Source organism: Nitrincola tibetensis, from assembly GCF_003284585.1.
GTDB classification, from domain to species: domain Bacteria; phylum Pseudomonadota; class Gammaproteobacteria; order Pseudomonadales; family Balneatricaceae; genus Nitrincola; species Nitrincola tibetensis.
This window is the reverse complement of the sequence record NZ_QKRX01000009.1, coordinates 83,454-104,067: the sequence shown is the minus strand read 5'-3', so window position 1 is coordinate 104,067 and position 20,614 is coordinate 83,454. Positions and strand designations below refer to the sequence as shown.

Annotated in this window: 18 protein-coding genes; all 18 read left to right on the top strand. The window is 45.8% G+C overall.

Translation table 11 applies throughout. The features are described 5' to 3' along the window. Positions 1-37 precede the first annotated feature (37 nt). The 18 genes from DN062_RS12645 (at position 38) to DN062_RS12560 (ending at position 20,606) form a co-directional block, all read left to right on the top strand. Positions 38-2,845, top strand: a complete 2,808-nt coding sequence (locus tag DN062_RS12645) for a toxin VasX (protein ID WP_112159688.1) — start codon at positions 38-40, stop codon at positions 2,843-2,845. Positions 2,846-2,864: 19 nt separating this feature from the next. Continuing rightward, complete coding sequence (locus DN062_RS12640) at positions 2,865-3,821, top strand: hypothetical protein (protein ID WP_112159687.1); 957 nt, start codon at positions 2,865-2,867, stop codon at positions 3,819-3,821. A 670-nt stretch (positions 3,822-4,491) separates the two neighbouring features. After that, the gene (locus DN062_RS12635; protein WP_112159686.1) at positions 4,492-5,325 is read left to right on the top strand and encodes a DUF4123 domain-containing protein; all 834 of its coding nucleotides are present in this window, start codon (positions 4,492-4,494) and stop codon (positions 5,323-5,325) included. Positions 5,326-5,329: 4 nt separating this feature from the next. Next, positions 5,330-6,250: a hypothetical protein gene (locus DN062_RS12630; protein ID WP_133256762.1), complete on the top strand. Its 921-nt coding sequence runs from the start codon at positions 5,330-5,332 to the stop codon at positions 6,248-6,250. 3 nt (positions 6,251-6,253) lie between these two features. Then, a complete protein-coding gene (locus tag DN062_RS12625) occupies positions 6,254-7,675 on the top strand; it encodes an esterase/lipase family protein (RefSeq protein WP_112159684.1) in 1,422 nt (473 codons plus the stop codon). Positions 7,676-8,131: 456 nt separating this feature from the next. After that, the gene (locus tag DN062_RS12620; protein ID WP_036513606.1) at positions 8,132-8,632 is read left to right on the top strand and encodes a DUF2271 domain-containing protein; all 501 of its coding nucleotides are present in this window, start codon (positions 8,132-8,134) and stop codon (positions 8,630-8,632) included. After that, positions 8,629-9,450, top strand: coding sequence for a DUF4198 domain-containing protein (locus DN062_RS12615; protein ID WP_112159683.1), 822 nt, complete (start codon positions 8,629-8,631; stop codon positions 9,448-9,450). Before DN062_RS12620 ends, DN062_RS12615 begins: the two co-directional genes overlap by 4 nt. A gap of 14 nt (positions 9,451-9,464) precedes the next feature. Continuing rightward, on the top strand, positions 9,465-9,767 hold the full coding sequence (locus DN062_RS12610) for a hypothetical protein (RefSeq protein ID WP_112159682.1): 303 nt from the start codon (positions 9,465-9,467) through the stop codon (positions 9,765-9,767). After that, entirely contained in the window at positions 9,754-10,281 is a 528-nt protein-coding gene (locus DN062_RS12605; protein WP_112159681.1) for a DUF6162 family protein, read from the top strand. Before DN062_RS12610 ends, DN062_RS12605 begins: the two co-directional genes overlap by 14 nt. Then, a complete protein-coding gene (locus tag DN062_RS12600) occupies positions 10,278-11,156 on the top strand; it encodes a metal ABC transporter solute-binding protein, Zn/Mn family (RefSeq protein WP_112159680.1) in 879 nt (292 codons plus the stop codon). Before DN062_RS12605 ends, DN062_RS12600 begins: the two co-directional genes overlap by 4 nt. 1 nt (position 11,157) lies before the next feature. Beyond that, the gene (locus tag DN062_RS12595) at positions 11,158-11,874 is read left to right on the top strand and encodes a metal ABC transporter ATP-binding protein (RefSeq protein WP_112159679.1); all 717 of its coding nucleotides are present in this window, start codon (positions 11,158-11,160) and stop codon (positions 11,872-11,874) included. Continuing rightward, positions 11,874-12,752 carry a metal ABC transporter permease gene (locus DN062_RS12590; protein WP_112159678.1) on the top strand — a complete coding sequence of 293 codons (879 nt, stop codon included), beginning with the start codon at positions 11,874-11,876 and terminating at the stop codon, positions 12,750-12,752. Before DN062_RS12595 ends, DN062_RS12590 begins: the two co-directional genes overlap by 1 nt. Then, on the top strand, positions 12,749-13,519 hold the full coding sequence (locus DN062_RS12585) for a hypothetical protein (RefSeq protein WP_112159677.1): 771 nt from the start codon (positions 12,749-12,751) through the stop codon (positions 13,517-13,519). The genes DN062_RS12590 and DN062_RS12585 overlap by 4 nt, the downstream gene beginning before the upstream one ends. Before the next feature lie 131 nt (positions 13,520-13,650). Further along, positions 13,651-15,330, top strand: coding sequence for a glutamine--tRNA ligase/YqeY domain fusion protein (locus tag DN062_RS12580; RefSeq protein WP_112159676.1), 1,680 nt, complete (start codon positions 13,651-13,653; stop codon positions 15,328-15,330). Continuing rightward, complete coding sequence (locus DN062_RS12575; protein WP_112159675.1) at positions 15,330-16,370, top strand: hypothetical protein; 1,041 nt, start codon at positions 15,330-15,332, stop codon at positions 16,368-16,370. Before DN062_RS12580 ends, DN062_RS12575 begins: the two co-directional genes overlap by 1 nt. 99 nt (positions 16,371-16,469) lie before the next feature. After that, positions 16,470-17,864 (top strand): cysteine--tRNA ligase, encoded by a 1,395-nt coding sequence (cysS, locus tag DN062_RS12570; protein WP_112159674.1) that lies wholly within the window; start codon positions 16,470-16,472, stop codon positions 17,862-17,864. A gap of 168 nt (positions 17,865-18,032) precedes the next feature. Continuing rightward, entirely contained in the window at positions 18,033-18,227 is a 195-nt protein-coding gene (gene hemP / locus DN062_RS12565) for a hemin uptake protein HemP (protein ID WP_112159673.1), read from the top strand. Positions 18,228-18,449: 222 nt separating this feature from the next. Continuing rightward, a complete protein-coding gene (locus DN062_RS12560; protein WP_112159672.1) occupies positions 18,450-20,606 on the top strand; it encodes a TonB-dependent hemoglobin/transferrin/lactoferrin family receptor in 2,157 nt (718 codons plus the stop codon). Positions 20,607-20,614 lie beyond the last annotated feature (8 nt).

The window sequence follows — 20,614 nt, the reverse complement described above, 5'->3', positions numbered from 1 at the left end:
GTAGTTTTGCAAGAAAAAGCAGGGAAGGGCAGAGGATATGTCATCAAACAGTATCGCTCGTTGCGACTCAAGGGAAATTATTCCCATTTATCCATGTCGTTACGTTATTTCAGACGATATATTGTTGGAAGATACAGAAAAATTACCCCAAATATTGACCCGGCCAGCGGGTATTACTCAAGCTCCTCACCATCAGTTGGCCTCCATGCGCCAAGGGTATCTTTATATCTACGGTAATCTAAGTATTGATGGGCGTGGTGTTACAGATAAAGAATATTGGTTGGTTTTTCGTTATCAAACCCGAGCAGATGATTGCAATTCGCCAAACGAAACAACGGCTTGTGCAAAAACATTTCAGTATTATCAATTTACCTGGAAAGATGGGACTGCCCGAGGCCGTTGGGACGCTCAACTTATGGAGGCTGAGCCGTTTGCCTATGTTAATACCTGTGCAATTAATACGTACATTGCCTACAGCGAGGAACGCTGGCCAGCATTTATGTTCGAAACTCTAGAGCGTGATGAAACTTGGCGTAACAAGGTGATGCAGCCCATTGATTTGCATGGCGAAGATCCGCACACGATGTCGTTTGACCAATTGGCCAACATCGAGGACTTTAAACATATTAAACCGGAAGAGCGGGAAGCCAACGTCCTGCGTCACACCCCCATTGGCGACTTGGACATTACGCCCTTTGAACGTATGAAAGACACCCATCAAGAGCGTTATTCCCGAGCCCGTATTGTTGCTATTGAGGATACTCTAGGGGAAGCAAAAGAACTGCTGCGTTTAGCTGAGGTCCTTGAGGCGAATATTCAAGCCTACGAAACTACCCATTACTATGCTCTAAGTACCGCGAAGGCAATCGCGGCCGTTCCATATTTTGAAAAAGATGTTGAGCGTCGCTACCGTAAGCGAGGTATTTTTCTTTGGGAAAACGTGACCTATGCGGCTCGCAAGATAGTCAGTTCGGACCCTTTCAACCGTGCCGCCGATGAGCAGCGACATCGTTTTGCGAAGTTCGGGCCCAGTGAGCGCGAAAAATCTCAAAAGAAAATCATCGAACTCTGGTCGGCGTTAGACGTAACCAATCGTCCGCGCTGGCATGATGAGGTCCGGCTCGCGTTAAAAGGTGCGAAAGAGGAGGGCTGTGAAAAGTGCATTGGATTTGTTGCCAGTGAGCTCGGCCATTATGTTTCCGGGATCAAGCTCAACTCTCAAGCACCTGCTACCGTGTTGGACAAACTAAAAGACAATAGTGAAGAAGATTCGATTTGGGCGAATTTACTTTCAACCTTTGTTGGTGTGGCTTCCGAAATGGTCGAGAGTATTCGTGATGCACAGGTGCTGGAGCGCATGAACAGGCTGTTTTTTGAGCTACACACTGAAATTGCTACCACGTTTTACGAAGGCAATAGCCGTATCATTGTTCGTGAGATGGAGACCCTATCAGGCGTAGTTAGACGTACACAAAAAATATCAACGGGTGATTTATCAAACGTTGCTGCCCAGCACTATGAAGTCTTTTTACGTGGTCATATGTCCAATATTTTTGAGCAACCTGTATCTGCGCAAACGGGTTCCGGCATGTCAAACGCCAGTGTCAGGCAAAGCATGTCACAGCATTTAACGTTGGACTATGTGGCTTACGAACATGTGAGAGACATGAGCAAAGGTAACCTCAGTTTGGGATTGTCGGGAATGTCTTTGGTGTTTGCAATATATGGAGCGTTTGGTACGGTTCAGAAATGGCATCAAGCCAATAATTTCAGGGCTCGATCCAAACTGAGCGCTTTAGCAAATTTACCCGCAGTGCAGCTGAGTGTTGCTTTGAGTGGTGTCGTTGCTGCGGCAAGCGCGCTGTACGCATCACCCACCCTTATTCGTTTGGTTTCTGATTCGGGGCGGCTAAGTGCCCGATTGGCAGCAAACTTATCCGGGGCTAGAGTTGTCATTCCCGAGCGTCCAACGGTTGGTGTGTCTAGTGGGGATATGTCACGTCGTGCTTTTATAGCTTCAGTAACAGGAAGTGTCGCTCTTGCTGCTGGTTTGTTAATTTCTATCGCGCAAGGTTATGAAGGCTATAAGCGTTCGGACTATGCCTTAATGACGGGTCATGCACTGCAGGCAATTGGCAGCATTATGATGTCCTCGGGACTAATCGGTGGATTTCTTACCGGCTCTAGCTCTGCTTTACTTGCTATGGTTGGCGCTAAACTTTCTTTAGTTGCACTCCCCTTGGCCATTATCGGCGGTGTTTTACTCGCGTTTGGTATTTTATTTGCTTCTGTTAGACGCTCAGAGTTAGAACAATGGGTCTATGAGGGGTTTTGGGGGAGTAGTGATCTGTATTGGGGGATGAGTAGGATTCAAAGGTTTAGTATCCAGTTAGATGAGTCAACAAAGTTAATGGAGTTCGACGCTTCGAAACTAGATGAACAGATGAAGCTCAAAAAGCTCTTCCATGATGAGATGCGCACCTTTGAGCAGGCTATCTGGTATATCGAGGTCGAGAATATTAAATATCGGGATGGGTATTTAAAAATATACTTCCCAGGGTTAATGGATCCCGATGCAGTAAGGCAGTTATCCATCAGGGTTGAGCGATCACAAGGCTCATTCTTTTCTTCTTGGGAAGATACAGTTGATCCGCGAAGAGTAGGAGGGGGGCGCATAACGGCAGAATGGATGGGACCGGGAGTTGCGGCGCTCAACCTGTCTTCGTATGCAAATCAGCCGAGACTACGCTTGGGTATTCGCTATGAGCGGATTCTCCCTAATGGGGAGAAACAGAGTTTTAGCATGGTTGAGCCTTTAATAATCGAAGACCCAAAACAGCTTTAATAACGAATAGGATTTTCAGATGCAATTACCCCCTTTACGACTTATCCCCAATCCAACGGAAAACCCAGATGTGATTGAAGCCATGAACTTATCCATTACACGGATAGATGAGGATGTGATAGAGGTGCCGTCGATGACCTCTATGGGGTTAAATACATGGTTTAAGCTAATCTTTTTTGCCATTATGTTAGGAAGTGCTCCAGCCTACGATCCGGGGTGGTTTTCAAAGGATGGGGAACCAGGGGTTGCTTATAAGGCAATTCATAAGATGTTATACCGTGAGTCATATATTATCTCAACTTTTGAGTTTTATGAAGACTCTGACAATCCAGGCTTTCTGCGTGATGGAACGGCTTATGACCAATTTAAAATCGAGCAGTTGGATTTTCACGGCCGCGGCATTGTGGCTGGTATTGTTTGCATAAGCTTGATAGTCTTGCCTTGGATCTTGTTAAATCTGGCCGTTGGCAATCCCTATCGAATCGATCGTAAACGGCGCATTATGTATACGTGGATCAGGGGGAGTTTTGTTTGTATCCAGTTTCCGGAAGGAACAGATGACCCCTTGCAGGTGGTAGAAGCGCATATTCCCATGCGCAATGACATACGAGATCCCTACAATATGAATGGCCCTTTGAATATTTGGCTGCCCATCCCAAGGTACCAAAAAAATGGTGTGCTCAGCTTAGGTGGAAACTGTGCTATTGTTCGATCGCTCGTGAAATACCAAGCCTACTATTTACGCGACTTTATTAACGATTTTATTGCCAACCCAAATGCGCAATGGGTCGATCAGTTAGGGCCAAAGCGCAAGCCAAAGTATGTAAATTATCTCGATTATGTTCAGTTTCACTTCGCTCGCCTACAGTTTTTACCTCAGTTTCCATTCAAAAAGCGTAAGACGGAAGCGGCGATAGAGGCATTTATGAAAAATCCACGTACGGAGCTTTATCCGGATTATTTGCCCTATGCGTGATAAAACAGCTCTACTGCAAAAGCCTAAGCAGCACTAAGCTTATAGGTTGACAACTCACGTTTACTTATGTGACTCTTGTCTTTGGTTATAGCATTAACATGGAAGCAACATCATATTGACATTAAACGTCTCATTTCCGCGTCATCTAGGCTTGTGATCTCGGCACACAACGCTTCTTATTCGCCATTAATATTGGTTTTTTTTCATACTCAGCGTTTCACTATTTTCCCATGATTCCTTTACTTGGTTTCTGTCGCGCATCGCGTGAGGGGGAGCTGTTCGAGCTTATTGCCGCTGTCCAGTGCTCGGGTCCTCATGAGTTCGAGGAGCAGGTAAGATCGGAAATAGCGCTTGACGGCTATTGGCTGCATTGGGCTTCAAAGATTTTACCAGCGGAGGCTTGGATAAAAGAGTATCCCGAAGAATGGGGAGAGGTTCTATTTCAAAGCATTCAGGCAGGCTGTCCCGTGGTGTTAGGCCCGATCCAACGCATTTCTGTTAAGCCCGAAGTCTTTCTTGATAGCTTGAAGATAAAGCGAATGCAAGGGATTGAGCCACTTGATGCTCAGTTTGGACAAGAGCCAAAAAAACGTTACCTGATGAACTTCATACTGACTTTTTTGGTGAGGTGTACCCTAGTCAAGCGGAAGTGGTTCATTATGGTAGTCATATGCCACCGATGGCTACCTATGCCTTGCTTGATGCGACGAAATTGCCTTGGCTATTGCCAGATTTATTGGAAAACTCTGAATTACGGTATCAGTCATTACTTCAAGGTGAGGCACAGGTTGAGATCGCCAATCACGCACCTTATTTAGTCGAGTTAAAAGAGGGAAATGCATTTACACGTCAACTCTTCACTGGCGCAAAAGGAATACATGGGCTCTGGGAAAAATCTCTTGGTATTTTTATTCGGACTCGAAGTAATTTTGCAGAGCTTCGGCACCACCTGAGACGATTTACACGCCTTCAGAATGAGCACGGCCAATGGTTCTATTTCAGGTTTTGGGAAAAGACCATTCTCCCTGCATTGTTAGAAGGTAAGCCTGTTGAACTCGCAGAAGCATTACTGCAAGACGTCAGTTATCAAGGTCTTATTTTGATGTTGCCAATCCCTGAAGATGGAAAGCTGATCATTTGTCAACGACAAGAGGAACATTGCTCTTTGCCATTACGTCCCCCCAAAATCATGGATGATCTGCTGACTGCATTTAATGCTGAGGTGAGCAAAGTACAAGATGTTCAAGAGGTTCAGGCAGTATTAGCTCCCTTCTCAGACACTCCTGAAGGGCTGTGTTTACCCAGCAGTCAAGAGCTGCATGAAACGTTAAAAAGGTTAAAGTCTTTAGGCTTTTCAAATTCAGAGATGATACGAAAGGCATTGCATCTATATGTACGAGCGTACTTGCAAGATCAAAGTGAGCAAGCGCTAGCCCTTTTGAACAATGTTAGGCAAGGTCCAGCTATTCGTCTTTGGCATCTGGCAAACTTGGTAAAGGACTAACCGAATGAAATTTAAAATAAAGCAGCCATATTTGAGGTGGCTATTCGTACTGACAGTCATAGGATGGACAACAATGGCGAACTCTGGAGACACAAAAACCTACTGTATTGGACGAGTATTAATTGAGATACCCGTAAGTTTTCAACTGGTGCGGCATGATGGATCTGTCTATGGAGTACGGCTTAAACGCTTGGCTCTAGGTGATAATAATGAAGCACTACGCATTGCAAACGAACAAATTAGAGCCTTAAAAAAAGGGGATGTTTCAGATAATGGAACGCCGCAAATATTCCGAGATGCACAAACAATCGAGGGTGTGCATGTTGTATCACGATACAATGATTTCTCATCTCTGGGGATAGACTTAAATCACATCTGGGAAGAAGACGCGTATTTTTCATCGGGTGGTGTAGTGTTTCGTGCGAGCACTGTGGTGGACTTGGAAAGTCCTATTGATTATCACGCGCATCTACTGGCTGTTGCCAACGCAGCTCGTCCTCGCGATCCTGATGAAATTCCAAGTGAAGAAGGAACTTGCCTCGAAGATGCATTCATTGCTTTGCCTGTTAAATCTGAAGCAGTGGGGGCTAGTTTTTATCATCCTACTGAGAAGTCGTTAGGAGTGCAGATAGGTTATATCCTTCGTCAGCCTGGTGGTAGGGAAGTTGAACTTGAGGCTCTGAATAGCAATATTGGACGGGAAATTAATGTTGCAGGTTTCCTAGGGAGGGAGGCAAAAGATAATAAAGATTATTTATTTTATTATGCCCTTCTAGGGCAGCAAACCACGCGAAATCGTCATGGTTATCGAATTTCGGTTAGATACTTTGATTACCGTAAAAACTTTGGTCAATCACCAATCACAGAGAAAGAGGCGGATAAGTATTGGGATATGCTTATTAATAGCATTCAGGTAAGGAGGTAATCAATGAGTCATTCGTCAGTGCAGTATTGCCCAAAATCCTTTGCGGTGCCCATCATTTTTGTACCAGGCTTAATGGGTAGTCGTCTTCGAATCAAGCAGGATAAACGAATAGTTTGGGAGCCTTTGGATAATATTGGGAATGCTATTCGCCTTGCCAGAAGTAATGCTGTAGAAAAGAGGGCTGAATTAATCGGTTTAGATGCTGCTCCCTATAGCCCAGATTATCTTGAAGTCGATCTAGGAGAGTCAAACCCTCAGCACCCCTTCTTGCAAGAACGCATTGATCGAGGCTGGGGTGGGGTGCTGCAAGGCTCCTATTCAGGCTTTCTTGCTTGGCTTCAAGTCTCAGCCACTCTACCTGAAAATGGCTTACTGCCTAGAGGTTGTTCAGCGCTGCATTATGAAGTTTGGGCACCCCCCTACAACTGGACGGATGATAATCTAAATTCCGGTAGGGATTTAGGGGATACAGTTAGAAAAGCACTTGAGGGCACGGCAAAAAAATACCAAGGCACAGATGTTCAAGTGCTTAAACCAATTATAATCACACACTCTATGGGCGGGCTTGTCTCTCGTGCCTACACGCAACTACATGGTGGTGCTGAAGAGGTGCATGGTGTCATCCACGGAGCACTGCCCTGCGAAGGCGCTCCTGCGGCCTATAAGCGAATATTGGCTGGGTTTGAGGGCGCAGGAATAGAGCGACATGTCCTCGGAGCAAACCAACAGGAAGTTACGGCCACCGCCGCAAACATGCCTGGGGTTTTGCAGTTACTGCCGAATCAATGGCACAAAACAGTCAACGGCGCTAAAGCATGGTTGCATTGCACAGGGAAGGATGGTTCTAAGCTTTGGTCAAAACCTGCTGCGAATCCCTATTCCGAAATATACAGCAATCAAAGCGATTGGTGGCGATTGGTTTACAAAGAGCATCTTAATCCCGGCAGTGACAATGAAAGTGAAGCTTACATTTCATATGTCAAGGCACTCAAGAATGCAGAGTCTTTTCATGCTCAGCTTGGTCCCAGTGCATTCCACCCCAACCCTCGTATGTTTTACTCAGATGATACTGAGCATTCATCTTGGGATTCTGTTGAATGGAAGCAAACCGAAACGGAGGATATTCCACCAGACGATACCTTTCAAGACACTAATGGTCGTGGCATTTTTACATGGTCAAGGATGGTGTTGGTGGTTGACTTTGGAGGGTTTGAGCCAGTTCCCAGGCTAATTACACACTACGAGCTACAACCCGCCAATGCGCCAGGAGATGGGACGGTTCATTCAGGATCAGGTCTGCATGTCTCAGGCCCTATGTCGCTTCCAATAAATCCAGGTTTTGAGCATCAACCCGCATTTGATTCAAAGGAGGCCCGACGTTTAACCAAAGAGTGGTTGTTTGAAATGGTAGAAGAGCAGCTCTGAGGTTGGAATATCATTTGATCAATACTCGTTGAGCAAGACAATATTTAATCCCTCAATATTCACTTAACCATGAATGACCTCTATTAAATCAAAAAATCATATTTTTTAGCAGATTAGATGCAAGTTAACGTAACTTTACAATTCATTAATGCTAACGTTGTTGACAACGATTATCATTAATAGTAACTTTCTGCTTATTAAGTGCTTGTTTTTCTGTGTGGATTTATTTCTAACCAAAAAACACTCGTATGTGGGTGGCGAGAAGACTCTCGGGCTGGGTCATTATTGCCTTTTCTGCGCTAGATCAGTGCTAAGTCCAACACCCTTCCAGTCTCGAAGGTTAAGCCTTCTTATTTTTAGTCAAAAAGGGTGGGTTATTGAGCTGTGTTGTTAGGGGCAGAATGTTACTGAGTTGAGCGGGTTTAAAGATTTCATTACATCTTTGGAGTGAGAAACGTGAAAAGTAAATGGGTGCTTGGGGTCTGTCTTGTGAGTGGATTGGCCTTTAATTCACATGCACAACCCGTTGATATTGAGGTGACTATCCCAGCTATTGCTGGGCCGATGTATTACCGCCCTTATGTTGCAATTTGGGTGGAAAATGATCAGGAAGAAACGGTCAGAACCATTGAAGTATGGCGCAAAGAGCCTGATTGGTTAAAAGACATGCGTCGTTGGTGGAGAAAAGCAGGTCGCTATGATCAGGGTGAGTTAGATGCCGTGACAGGCGCGACTAAACGCCCCGGTACTTACACCGTCACTTGGGATGGGGTTGACCAAAAAGGCCAGCCAGTTCCTGCAGGCACTTACTACATTAATGTTGAGGCTGCTCGTGAGCACGGGAATCGCAGTTGGGTCAGAGGCGCGGTTGAGTTAGGTGTTGCCAACCAGCGCATAGTCATTGATCCGACTGAAGAGTTGGGCGAAATTATTCTTTCTACAGGAGACGCTAAGTGAGTAAAGCAAAAAAACTATTGGGTGCCGCTGCATTGTCAGTTGGTCTGATTGCTGGGCATGCGGCTGCACACCCTATGTGGATGCTGCCAAGCGAGTTTAATTTGTCTACAGATGAGGGGCATTGGATTACAGTGGATGCCACGGCCTCTCATGGTGTTTTTAGCTTCGACAAGCCTCTCGGTGTCGATAATGTCGCTATTTACCGTCCAGGTGGAGAGCGCGAGCGTGTTGGGCCTTATTTTAAAGGTCAGCGTCGTAGCGTCTTTGATGTTCAGTTGAACGAGCAAGGAACTTATAAAGTCGAATTAGTCACCCCTGTTCGTTACATGACAAGTTATGTCGTGGGCGGACGTGATACCGCGCGTCGTATTATGGGGAATAAGTTGGAGATAGCCTCCCAGTTGCCTGAAGATGCACGCGATGTTCGTACCACTATGGTTCAAAACATTATTCAATTTTATGTCACTCAAAAAGCACCAACACGCATAGTGCTTGAACCAACAGGGCAAGGCTTTGAGCTTAATGCGATCACCCATCCAAGTGATATTGTCATTGGTGAAGAGGCAAGCTTTAAGTTTACCTTCAATGGTGAGCCTGTAGCGGATCTAGATGTTGAGGTGGTTCCTGGTGGAACGGCTTGGCGTTCGTCACGTATGCAAATGGATCTTAAAACAGACAGCGAAGGCGTATTGCGCTTCACACCTGAAAAAACAGGGCCTCACTTGCTAAGCACCAATATGCGTCGCTCCATTGATAGTCCTTTGGCGGATCAGGCTGGCGTGACCTATATGCTTTCATTTGAAGTCATACCTGAATAGTTTTGGGTGGTTTAATGCTAAGTAAATATTGTTTTGCAACGGTGTTGGCTGTCTGTTCGTTGAATGCATGGGCGCATTATCCATACATCGATTGCCAGAAAACAGCGCAGGGTGTGGAGTGTGAAGTTGGCTTTAGTGATGGTAGCGATGCGATCGGTAGCGAAGTCGTCATGTATACCTATGATGACGATGTAATCGCTCGCGCGAAGGCCGATCAATTCTCAAAAGTGCACTTTGACTGGTCTGACGAGGAATTCTACATTCAGTTTGATGCAGGTCACGAAGACCCTGCAGAGTATGATTATGCTGAATTCTAGTCACCACACGACGCGCAACGAAGCCTTGGGCTTCGATGCGGGTACTTCCTCTGAGTTCATTGAAACTGTTCGCCCAGATGATGGTCGTCTTGAAACCCTGTGGGTTTGGCTCTTTATTGCGGCTGTTTTAGCGATTGGTGCGATAGGTATTTCAGTGCGAACGGAAACGCATGTCCATGTGCCGAGTGTCGAGCTTAATCCCGTTGAGCAGCAATTGCTGACGGAGTTATCCATAGCGATCCAAGAAATTGAATTTGTCACGGGGGATGTGGGTGATTGGCCTGATATCGATCAGCTGATTATGGCACAAATTCCTCCGTTTACGCATCAATCTCAAACTTGGCGAGCGATTGAAAAAGGCTGTTACTTGCTTGTTTCAGCCGTTGGTATGCATGGTCACTTTATGCTGGACTTAAATGAAGAGGCGCGGATTTTATTTCATGAAAGTCCGATTCCTATGATTAGTGAATGCCATGATTTATCGCATTGGCACCGTTTGGATACTCTCAAATGAAATGGTTAGTTGTTCTTATCAGTGTTTTATTATCGACAAGCAGTGCTTGGGCAAAGCCCTTGGTTGTGGGGATTACTTTGCATCCCTATTACAGTTATGTTAGCCAAATAGTAGGTGACAAGGCCGAAATATTGCCCTTGATTTCCAGTGGCTTTAATCCGCATAGCTATGAGCTACAGCCTTCTGATTTGAAACGCTTACTGGAAATGGATGTGCTGGTTTTAAATGGGATAGGGCATGATGAATTTGCATCGCATGCATTAGAGGGTTTAGATCTACCGAACCTGCATGTCGTATATGCGAATAAAGACTTGCCGCTCTTGTCTTCTGGGCGGGGAAGTAACACCTATAACCCGCATACATTTGTTTCAATAGATGCAGCCATACGTCAAATCTATACGATTACCGCTGAGTTGGGGCGGCTTGATCCCGAAAATGCAGCGTATTTTCAAGCCAACGCATTACGCTATGCGCGTGAGTTGAGAGGGCTAAAAAATCGCTATCAAGCCAGTATTATGGACCTTGATTTAACAGGGGTTCGAATCGCAAGCACGCATAATGCGTATGGATATTTTTTGCAAGAGTTTGGCATAGGTGTTGATACAGTGATTGAACCCGCTCATGGTGTAGAGCCCAATGCAAGTCAATTACAAAACACCATTGATCGAATCAAAGCGGCCAACATACAGGTTTTATTCACTGAATTGAATATGGAAAATCGTTACGTTGACGTCATTGAACAAGCAACGGGCATTGGTATCTTTCACTTCTCACACATGACACACGGTGACTATGATGCTGAGCTTGTTATGCGTGAAATGGAGCATAACTTACAAACCCTAGTGCTGGCTTTAACTAAAGCCGCAGGGGGCTAAGATGTCCGTAACAGTTCAGCTCAAAGAGATGTCTCTTTCTCTAAACGACGTAGAAATACTAAAGCCTATTTCGGCAACCCTGCAGTCAGGGCGTTTGCATGCGATTACTGGGCCCAACGGAGCAGGTAAGTCATCTTTCCTCAAGTGTTTGTTAGGATTAATGCCGCACAAAGGTCAAATTAAACGTCATTGGCCTGATAAGAATAGGGGAGTGGCGTATGTGCCTCAGCAACTCGCCTTTGAGCCGTCCTTGCCGATTACGATAGAAGAGTACTTGACCACGACATTAACGTCGAAAGCGTTATTTTTTAAGCGAGTATCCAGCGTTCGTTCTCAGGTTGAAGTCTTGCTTGAGCGAGTCGGGTTGGAAGGAAAAGAGCATCTTAGGCTTGGGCAATTGTCAGGCGGTGAGCGTCAGAGGTTAATGTTTGCCCAAGCACTGGGTCAAAAGAGACATTTGTGGTGTGTCGATGAGCCAATGACAGGGCTAGATGTCACGGCTCAAGCATTAATTACTCAGGAGTTGCTCTCCTTGAGGGCTCAGGGCGTTACCCTTCTGGTTGTGCATCATGATCCCGATTGGGTTTCAGACTATGCAGATGAGGTTTGGTCAATCAATGGCGGCTTAGTCGGTCATCAAGTGAATTTGCATGCCATGGGCACGATGAGACTTAAAACACCTAAAGTGATGAACCGCAATCAAGAGGTAGTTGCTTAATGGAGTTTATTCGTCAATGGGTGTTTAGCCTATATGAAATCGGCGTGCTTCCTTCTATGTTTCAATATGCCTTTTTAACCAACGCTTTGGTTGCGGGTTTACTAATAGGCCCTCTATTAGGTGCACTTGGGCCCTTGGTGATTGTAAAGCGCCTCGCATTTTTTTCGGAGGCGGTTGGGCATGGTGCATTAACGGGTGTAGCGTTAGGGATTTTGTTGGGTGAGCCTGCAACGCAGCCCTTTGTCGCACTTTTCTGCTTCTGCATTTTGTTCGCCATGTTATTGCATTGGATTAAGAGTCGAACTGATATTCCTTATGACGCACTGGTGGGTGTGTTTTTATCCTTTGCAATTGCGTTGGGGGCAGCATTAATCCTCTATGTTGCAAAAAAGGTCAATGTCCATATTTTGGAAAATGTTCTTTTCGGTTCCATTTTAACCGTTAAGGATATGGATATTTGGGTGTTGTTACTCATCACGGCCGTCTCGGCAGTGCTTATTATCAAAGGCGCTAATCGTGCGCTCTTGGCCAGTCTATCTCCTGATCTTGCGCGCGTTAGAGGCGTGAATATACGTTTGTATGATTATATTTTCATTCTGTTGATTGCCCTAGTGACTGTGGCCTCGGTGAAGGTGGTAGGGGCAATTCTTGTAGGTGCGCTCTTGCTTATTCCGGCGACGTCGGCACGAATGATCAGCCGAAATGGTCGAGAGTTTTTTGCCTATTCCGTTCTGTTTTCAACCCTGAGTTGTATTTTGGGTATATTGCTGCCGATGGCTGGAGCGTTGCCGATTCCATCCGGTGCTGCAATTGTCATGATTGCATCTGTCGGTTTTGTCTTGTCGTTAATTATCCGTCGTTGGAGAGTGATTCAATGAAGTGTGTGAAACACCTGTGTGTTGGAGTGCTGCTGTGCGGTGTTGCAGCTGTTTGTCAGTCCGCATCTGTTGTAACGGTGGCGCCTATTACGTTTGCTTTAAGTCAATCATTGTTGCAGTCGACGGATATAGAAACACTCTACTTACCACCCGAACGTTTGCCGATGAACCGAATTGCAGGTTGGCTCGCACGTGCTGACCAAGCAAGCTTGCCCGTTGCAGATGCAGTATTGACCATCGAGTCTGTTGTGCCCACATTGAGTCTGTATCCTTTATTGCGCCAATCTTCAATTAGAACAATTCCAATAGATGCCGCCTACGAATTGTCGCCAGGTGGTGCTAAAGTCAGTTTGCGACCTGAAACAGATGAGGACTTCTTTTGGTTAGATAGCAATAACTTGACGGTTATGGTCAATATCTCGGCGCGGGATTTAAGTCGTGTGTGGCCAGAATCAGCTGCCAATATTGAAGAGCAACGTCGAAAGTTGCAACGTGAAATTCAGAAAATGACATTTGCCGTTGATCAATTATTGTTAGAACAGGATATTTCAACCTTGGCGGTCACAGATGAGCGATTGCTGCCATTGGCGATGTCATTAAGTTTACCACTTGTTGCAGCAGATCAAGCAGATTTGCTGTTGAGTTTATCTCAGCAGGAGTCTGATCATCAGAAGATTTGGGTTGTTGATCCTTTAATCCGAAAAACAGACGGCTTAGAGGGGTGGCTGAAGGATCAGCAGGCGTCTTTAGAAAAAGCATTACTTTAATAACGGATCATTTCATGATGAATTAGCCGACGATAGCCGTGCTTTAATCGGTAAACTGCGTTTATAATAGGGGTTTATTGTTCAGTGCGGTTGTTTCCCGCCCGTTAATTTAGCCTTCATAAGTTGCCTATATGACCAAGAACGACGCTCCCAAGTCCACTAATTTCATTCACCAGATTATTGAGCAAGACTTACAGCAAAATCTGAATGACGGTAAAGTCGTGACCCGTTTTCCGCCTGAGCCAAATGGCTACTTGCACATAGGACACGCTAAATCGATTTGTTTAAACTTTGGCACGGCTCTGAAGTATGGTGGCGAGTGTAATCTGCGTTTTGATGACACAAACCCGGAAAAAGAGAGCCAAGAGTATATTGATTCCATCATACGCGATGTCCGCTGGTTAGGCTTCGAGTGGGCTGGTGAAGTCAAATACACGTCTGATTACTTCCAGCAACTGTATGACTGGGCTGTTCATTTGATCAAAGAAGGTAAAGCTTATGTTGATCATCTTAATGCGGCTGAAATGCGTGAGTACCGCGGAAGCTTAACTGAAGCGGGTCGTAACAGTCCTTATCGTGACCGTAGCGTTGACGAAAATCTATCCTTTTTTGAGCAAATGAAAAAAGGTGAGCTAGAAGAGGGCACCTGTTCATTGCGCCTTAAAATTGATATGGCATCTCCCAATATCAATCTTCGTGATCCTGTTATTTACCGTATTCGCCACGCTCATCATCACCAAACAGGTAACGACTGGTGCATTTACCCGTCTTACGACTTTGCTCATGGTCAGTCTGATGCACTTGAAGGGATCACGCATTCAATTTGTACTTTAGAATTTGAAGACCATCGTCCTTTGTATGATTGGCTAATTGAGAATCTGCCTGTCCCGGTTGTGCCGCGCCAGTATGAGTTTGCACGCTTGAACCTGAACTACACCATTACCAGTAAGCGTAAGCTGAAACAGCTGGTTGATGAAAAACATGTGACGAATTGGGATGATCCGCGCATGCCAACGATTTCAGGCTTGCGTCGTCGTGGTTACACGCCTGCCGCCATTCGTCAGTTCTGCGACATGATTGGTGTAACCCGTTCTAACGGTACCGTTGACATGGCGATGCTTGAGTCTGCGATTCGTGATGACCTAGATGCGAACGCACCACGCGCCATGTGTGTCACTCGTCCTTTAAAAGTCACCTTAGTGAACTATGAAGAGGGTAAAGAGGAATGGTTTGAACTACCTGCTCATCCAAAAGATGAGTCAATGGGGGCTCGCAGCGTTTCGTTTGGCCGCAATTTACTGATAGAGCAAGAAGATTTTGAAGAAGTTGCACCGCGCAAGTGGAAGCGACTTGCGGCCGGTGAGGCTGTGCGTTTACGCGGAGCTTATGTGATTCGCTGCGAAGAAGTGATCAAAAATGCCGAAGGCGAAATTATAGAGCTGAAGTGCAGTTACGATCCAGCAACGAAAGGGGCGAATCCTGAAGGTTACAAGGCAAATGGTGTGATTCATTGGGTGAATGCGGATCGTTCGGTTCCTTGCGAAGTGCGTCTGTATGATCGTCTATTCACTGAAGCAAACCCTGAAGCGGATAAAGACAAGAGCTTTCTTGATTTTATGAACCCTGAATCTCTAGTTGTGCTTGCCGATGCTCGCGCGGAGCCTGGGTTAAAAGATCAAGCCGCTGAAACCAACTATCAGTTCGAACGTCTGGGGTACTTTGTTGTTGATCCGGACTCAACAGAAGAAAAAATGGTGTTTAACCGCACGGTTACCCTTCGCGACTCATGGGCAAAAATCCAAAATAACTGATGAGTCGTTTGCCGAAAGTGGTCATGCTGGCAGCGCTGGTAACTCTGTTACTGGCCTGCAGTGTGCCCAATAAAGAGAGCTTAGTGTCGGGTGATCGATTCGATACTCCTGACCCTTCAACGTCTTTAAGCACCGAATCAGGCGATGATGTCGCGGATGAGTCGGTCTTACAGGATCTAGAACATCTAGATCAGGTGTTTGAGACAATTGCTCAAACCAGTTATCCTCCTGTGCCTGGTAGACTTAAAGTCGAGTTTATTGCCCCTTTACCCGCCGAGCTGAATGAGTCATCTGGACTTGCGATGCATCAAGGCACTGTTTGGACGATGAATGACAGTGGCAATAGCGCGGCTCTCTATGAAATTTCTCAGGAAAGCGGCTCCATTCTGCGTAGAGTCCATCCTTTAAATAGCGAAAATCGAGATTGGGAGGCACTAGCGCAAGATGATCAGCACTTGTTTATTGCGGACTGTGGCAATAATCGTGGTGATCGACGCTCATTTCAGATTTATTCTGTCCCTTGGCAGGAACTGCATCAATCGAAACATCGCGGAGTTGTGAGCTCTTCGCGTCTCGATATCACGCTGGCCGATACACGTCCTGAATCTAGACTCCATGCGCATAATAATGATTGTGAAGCGCTGGCTCATGTTGACGATGAGCTCTGGTTATTTACCAAAAATTGGAAAGATCAGGCAACGCGTTTGTATCGTGTAGATAAGACAAAGCCTAAACAATCGCCAACGGCGAGTGCGACCTATCCTGTTAAGGGGTTGATCACGGCGGCAGACTTTGATGCGGATTCAAGACGTTTAGTGTTGCTTGGCTATCGAATCGGGTTTTTATCTGTGTCTTCTTTTGTCTGGATCATTCCTGTGCCTGAAGAGGGGCAGTTACCTGATTGGCAGAGTGCCAGCTATCACCGTTTAGAACCTGCCGGACAATGGGAAGCGATTCTTTGGCATCAGGGTGATCTCTGGTTAACGCGTGAGCGCAGTGTTCTGGGTGGTGCTCAGTTGGCCAAGATTAACTTGCCGTAATGCATCTGGGTTTTTGGCATTTAATTAGTCTATAATCTACAGCCGTTTGGTATAAAGTAACATTTATACTGTCTTATTCATTATCCAAGAGTTCACTCCATGTTACAGATATACAATACTCTGACTCGAACAAAAGCACCCTTTACGCCTTTACAAGAAGGTAAAATTGGCATGTATGTGTGTGGTGTGACAGTCTACGATTATTGTCATATTGGCCATGCCCGAGTGATGGTGTCGTTTGATGTCATGACGCGCTTCTTGCGTTGGCAGGGATGGGACGTCAATTACGTCCGCAATATTACGGATGTTGATGACAAAATTATGAAGCGCGCAGCAGAACGAGGCGAGTCTGTTGAGTCTTTAACCCATCGTATGATTGCCGCGATGCATGAAGATGAGAAGGCATTATTTGTTGAGAGGCCTGATCATGAGCCTCGTGTGACGGGTAATATGGACAACATCATCGCTTTTATTGAGCGCTTGATTGTTAAAGACTACGCCTATGCGGCATCTAATGGTGATGTGTATTACCGCGTTGAGAAGTTTGAAGGCTATGGCAAGCTCAGTGGTCAACAAACTGAAGAATTGCGTTCGGGCGCGAGAGTTGAAGTGGGTGATGTTAAAGAAAGCCCCTTAGACTTCGTGCTTTGGAAAGCCGCTAAGCCAGGCGAAGAGTGCTGGTCATCGCCATGGGGTGACGGGCGTCCAGGTTGGCATATCGAATGCTCTGCGATGTCACTCTGCTGCATCGGCAAAACACTTGATATTCATGGAGGCGGACCTGATCTTCCGTTTCCTCACCATGAAAATGAAATTGCCCAGTCGGAAGCGGCGAACGGCTGTACCTATGCTAATTATTGGATGCATGCTGGCCCCGTTAGAGTGAATCAGGAAAAAATGTCGAAGTCGTTGAATAACTTCTTTACGATTCGTGATGTTTTGAAAGACTATAATCCTGAAGTGGTGCGATATTTTCTAACGAGTGCTCATTATCGCAGTTATATCGATTACTCTGAATCGAGCCTAAAAGAAGCACGCTCTGCTCTTGAGCGTTTCTATCAAGCCTTACAGGGGGTTGATACAGGTGTGGTTGCCGATAGCGTTGCTCCTGAATATGAGCAGCGTTTCGTTGAGGCCATGGAGGATGACTTTAATACGCCTAAGGCTTTAGCGGTCTTATTTGAATTAGTCAACGAGCTAAATACACACAAGCGTTTAGGGGTGGCACATGCGGCACCCTATGCCGCTGAATTAAAACGTTTGGCAAATGTACTGGGTCTGCTCCAGCAAGATCCAGACGCTTTTTTGAAAGGTGCTGATAAAGAGGGGATGATTTCTGCAGAGGAAATCCAAGCCCAAATCGAGGCACGTAATCAAGCGAGGCAACAAAAAGACTTTGCAGGTGCGGATGCGATTCGACAATCCTTGCTTGCGCAGGGTGTTGTGCTTAAAGACAGCCGTGAAGGGACTGCTTGGTACCGCGATTCTGAGTGATGGCTGATCGCCAGCTTCTTTAAAAAACGCCCAGGTTTCCACTTGGGCGTTTTTTTATGTCTTTCTATGTCCCTCTTTTTTACTGAGCTCAATCACTGATTGGGAATAGTTGTTGACAATTTACTAATGATAACGATAATGGTTGTTATTAGTGTTAAGGAGGAGTGTATGGCATTATCAGGAAATAAGTCTGTCGATTCGACAACAGGTGTTGTTAGCCCGTTGTTGTCAAAGGCGACGGCAGTCAAGAGAATAAACAGTAAAGAGCTTTTATCAGAGCAAGGCCGTTTAGAAATCGAACATGAAACTGAAATTTATCGTTTGACTCGAACAAAAAACGGCAAGCTTATATTAACAAAGTAAAATCGATGTAACCCAGTTGTAAAAGAGTTGTTGTATCCCGCACGTTCAGCCAGCCACCTAACGCCCCCAGGCAGCCAGCTTCGCGGATAACATCCATGATGTTTCCTCGGAGAATATTGATAGGCTGCTCATCCCGCTAGAGTCCCTTCGGATGACGATATGAGAATTGCCAGTCAATGCCATCCGGTTTGAATTTGTATTTATATCCGTTAGGAACTCTGTATGCGTAAGTCTCATTATTTTCCAAAGAAGTTGCTTGTTTTATCCGTGAGTTTATCAGTGTCCAGCTGGGCGTTAGGTCAGGGAGTGACGAACTTAAAAGAAATAACGGTTACCGCTTCGCATACAGAGCAGGATGTGCTTGATGTTGCCAATACGTTAACCGTGATGACAGCAGAGGATATTGAGCGGCTACAAGCATCGGATATTAAAGATTTGCTTCGCTACGAAGCGGGTGTCTCTGTTAAAGCGCAACCTATGCGTTCGGGTGCAGCGTTAAGCAGTATTGGTCGTGGAGGCAATGAAGGGATCAATATTCGAGGTCTTGAGGGCAATCAAGTAATGTTGCAAACCGATGGTGTGCGACTTCCGGCGATTTATACCTTTGGACCTATGTTAACTGGGCGAGGCGATTACTTAGAGCCAGAGGGCTATAAACGAGTCGAGGTGCTCAGAGGACCAAGCTCAACGTTATACGGCAGTGAAGGTTTAGCGGGAGCGGTCAGTTTTGTCACAAAAGACCCCGTGGATTTGCTGACGTTAGGAAAGGATCATCAAGTCACTCTTAGGGCAGGCTATGCGTCTGAAGATAAAAGCCATTTTGTCACTCCCGCTTTCGCTGGCCGAAATGAAAAGCTTGCCGGAATGTTATTGTTTACAGCGCGAGATGGTGAAGGACTCAAGAACCAAGGTTCAGTTGAGGGTACTGGAAACTCAAGAACCTTGCCTAACCCTCAGGACAAATCAGCTGAATATTGGCTGGCTAAACTCGTGTACGATGTGACAGATGAACATCAAATTAAGTTGACGGCTGAGAACATTAATCGGCTGACGGCAACGGATGTGCTCACAGGTGTGGCGGGAACAACCACAGGCTTAACCGCGAATGATCGTGTGCGTCGCGATCTCTACAAAACCGATTACGTTTATCAGTCTGAACAAAATCCATGGTTGCAATATGCACGAGTGAGTGCGTATCAACAAGACTCTAGCAATCGTCAGTTTAGCGATGAGCGAAGAAGTATTGGGGATAGGACGCGTGATAACGCCTATGCTGAACAGATACGTGGCCTGAATGCGGTTATGGAGTCAAACATCGAGGGGCAGGTAAGTCATCGCATTAATTATGGAGTTGACTTTTCTGTTACGGATATAAGCGCTTTGCGCAATGGCGATCCTGCAGGAACCAGCTTTCCTGATAAGCCCTTTCCAGACACAGATTACAGGCTGTTAGGTGTTTTTGTTCAAGATGAAATGAGTGTCGGTCGGCTGAGTATCATACCGGGTTTGCGTTATGACTCCTACAAGCTGTCCCCAAGTATGAATGATCCCTTGTACCGAGGCTTATCGCCAGTTGAGCTTTCGGACAGTGCTCTTTCCGCAAAAATGGGATTGGTGTGGAAACAGGCACCTTTAATGAATTGGTTTGCTCAATACTCCGAGGGTTTTCGTGCACCCACACCGGGTGATGTGAACAGTGGGTTTACGAATTTAAGCAGTCCATTTTTTGCCTATAGAACGATTGCCAACCCCGATCTGAAGCCAGAAAGCAGTAAGATGTATGAAGTGGGGTTGCGTGGTCGAGATGAAGCACTGAACTATAGCGTTAGTCTTTTCCGTTCAGACTATAAGAATTTTATCGAAAATGCCGAAGTGTCTGGCACGGGGCGACCTTCTGATCCTTTAACCTACCAAAGTGTTAACCGAGATGGTGTAGAAGTTACAGGCTTTGAAGCTAGCTTGCGTTGGAAATATCACCCCAATTGGGCAGTGTCGGGCACCTATGCTAAGCATCGTGGGCATCGCAAAGAAGACGGTGAAAAAGTGAGTTTGGATACGATCGATCCAGCGAAGTTGGTCGCAGGCTTGCACTTTGATAACGGGCGCTATGGGTCTGAGTTGATTGTGACTCATGTTGAAGCCAAAACGCGTAACTCCAGAGCGGATGGATTTAATCCAGGTCGCTATACAACACTCGACTTGTTGGGTAATTACCAGTTGAGTCGCAATGCATCCTTACAGGCGGGTATTTTTAATCTAACCGATGAGAGCTATACGCATTGGGCAGATGTTCGTAGCCTTGATGCCGATAGTCAGGTCGTTGATGCGTTCACTCAGCCTGGGCGTAACTTCAAAGTCAGTTTTACCTATCAGTTTTAGAGACACCG

Coding starts and splice junctions, on each gene's coding strand:
- DN062_RS12600 (WP_112159680.1), top strand. CDS start 10,278: ATGAAATGGTTAGTTGTTCTTATCAGTGTTTTATTATCGACAAGCAGT.
- DN062_RS12590 (WP_112159678.1), top strand. CDS start 11,874: ATGGAGTTTATTCGTCAATGGGTGTTTAGCCTATATGAAATCGGCGTG.
- DN062_RS12580 (WP_112159676.1), top strand. CDS start 13,651: ATGACCAAGAACGACGCTCCCAAGTCCACTAATTTCATTCACCAGATT.
- cysS (WP_112159674.1), top strand. CDS start 16,470: ATGTTACAGATATACAATACTCTGACTCGAACAAAAGCACCCTTTACG.
- DN062_RS12595 (WP_112159679.1), top strand. CDS start 11,158: ATGTCCGTAACAGTTCAGCTCAAAGAGATGTCTCTTTCTCTAAACGAC.
- DN062_RS12605 (WP_112159681.1), top strand. CDS start 9,754: ATGCTGAATTCTAGTCACCACACGACGCGCAACGAAGCCTTGGGCTTC.
- DN062_RS12575 (WP_112159675.1), top strand. CDS start 15,330: ATGAGTCGTTTGCCGAAAGTGGTCATGCTGGCAGCGCTGGTAACTCTG.
- DN062_RS12645 (WP_112159688.1), top strand. CDS start 38: ATGTCATCAAACAGTATCGCTCGTTGCGACTCAAGGGAAATTATTCCC.
- DN062_RS12630 (WP_133256762.1), top strand. CDS start 5,330: ATGAAATTTAAAATAAAGCAGCCATATTTGAGGTGGCTATTCGTACTG.
- DN062_RS12610 (WP_112159682.1), top strand. CDS start 9,465: ATGCTAAGTAAATATTGTTTTGCAACGGTGTTGGCTGTCTGTTCGTTG.
- DN062_RS12560 (WP_112159672.1), top strand. CDS start 18,450: ATGCGTAAGTCTCATTATTTTCCAAAGAAGTTGCTTGTTTTATCCGTG.
- DN062_RS12585 (WP_112159677.1), top strand. CDS start 12,749: ATGAAGTGTGTGAAACACCTGTGTGTTGGAGTGCTGCTGTGCGGTGTT.
- DN062_RS12640 (WP_112159687.1), top strand. CDS start 2,865: ATGCAATTACCCCCTTTACGACTTATCCCCAATCCAACGGAAAACCCA.
- DN062_RS12625 (WP_112159684.1), top strand. CDS start 6,254: ATGAGTCATTCGTCAGTGCAGTATTGCCCAAAATCCTTTGCGGTGCCC.
- hemP (WP_112159673.1), top strand. CDS start 18,033: ATGGCATTATCAGGAAATAAGTCTGTCGATTCGACAACAGGTGTTGTT.
- DN062_RS12635 (WP_112159686.1), top strand. CDS start 4,492: ATGCCACCGATGGCTACCTATGCCTTGCTTGATGCGACGAAATTGCCT.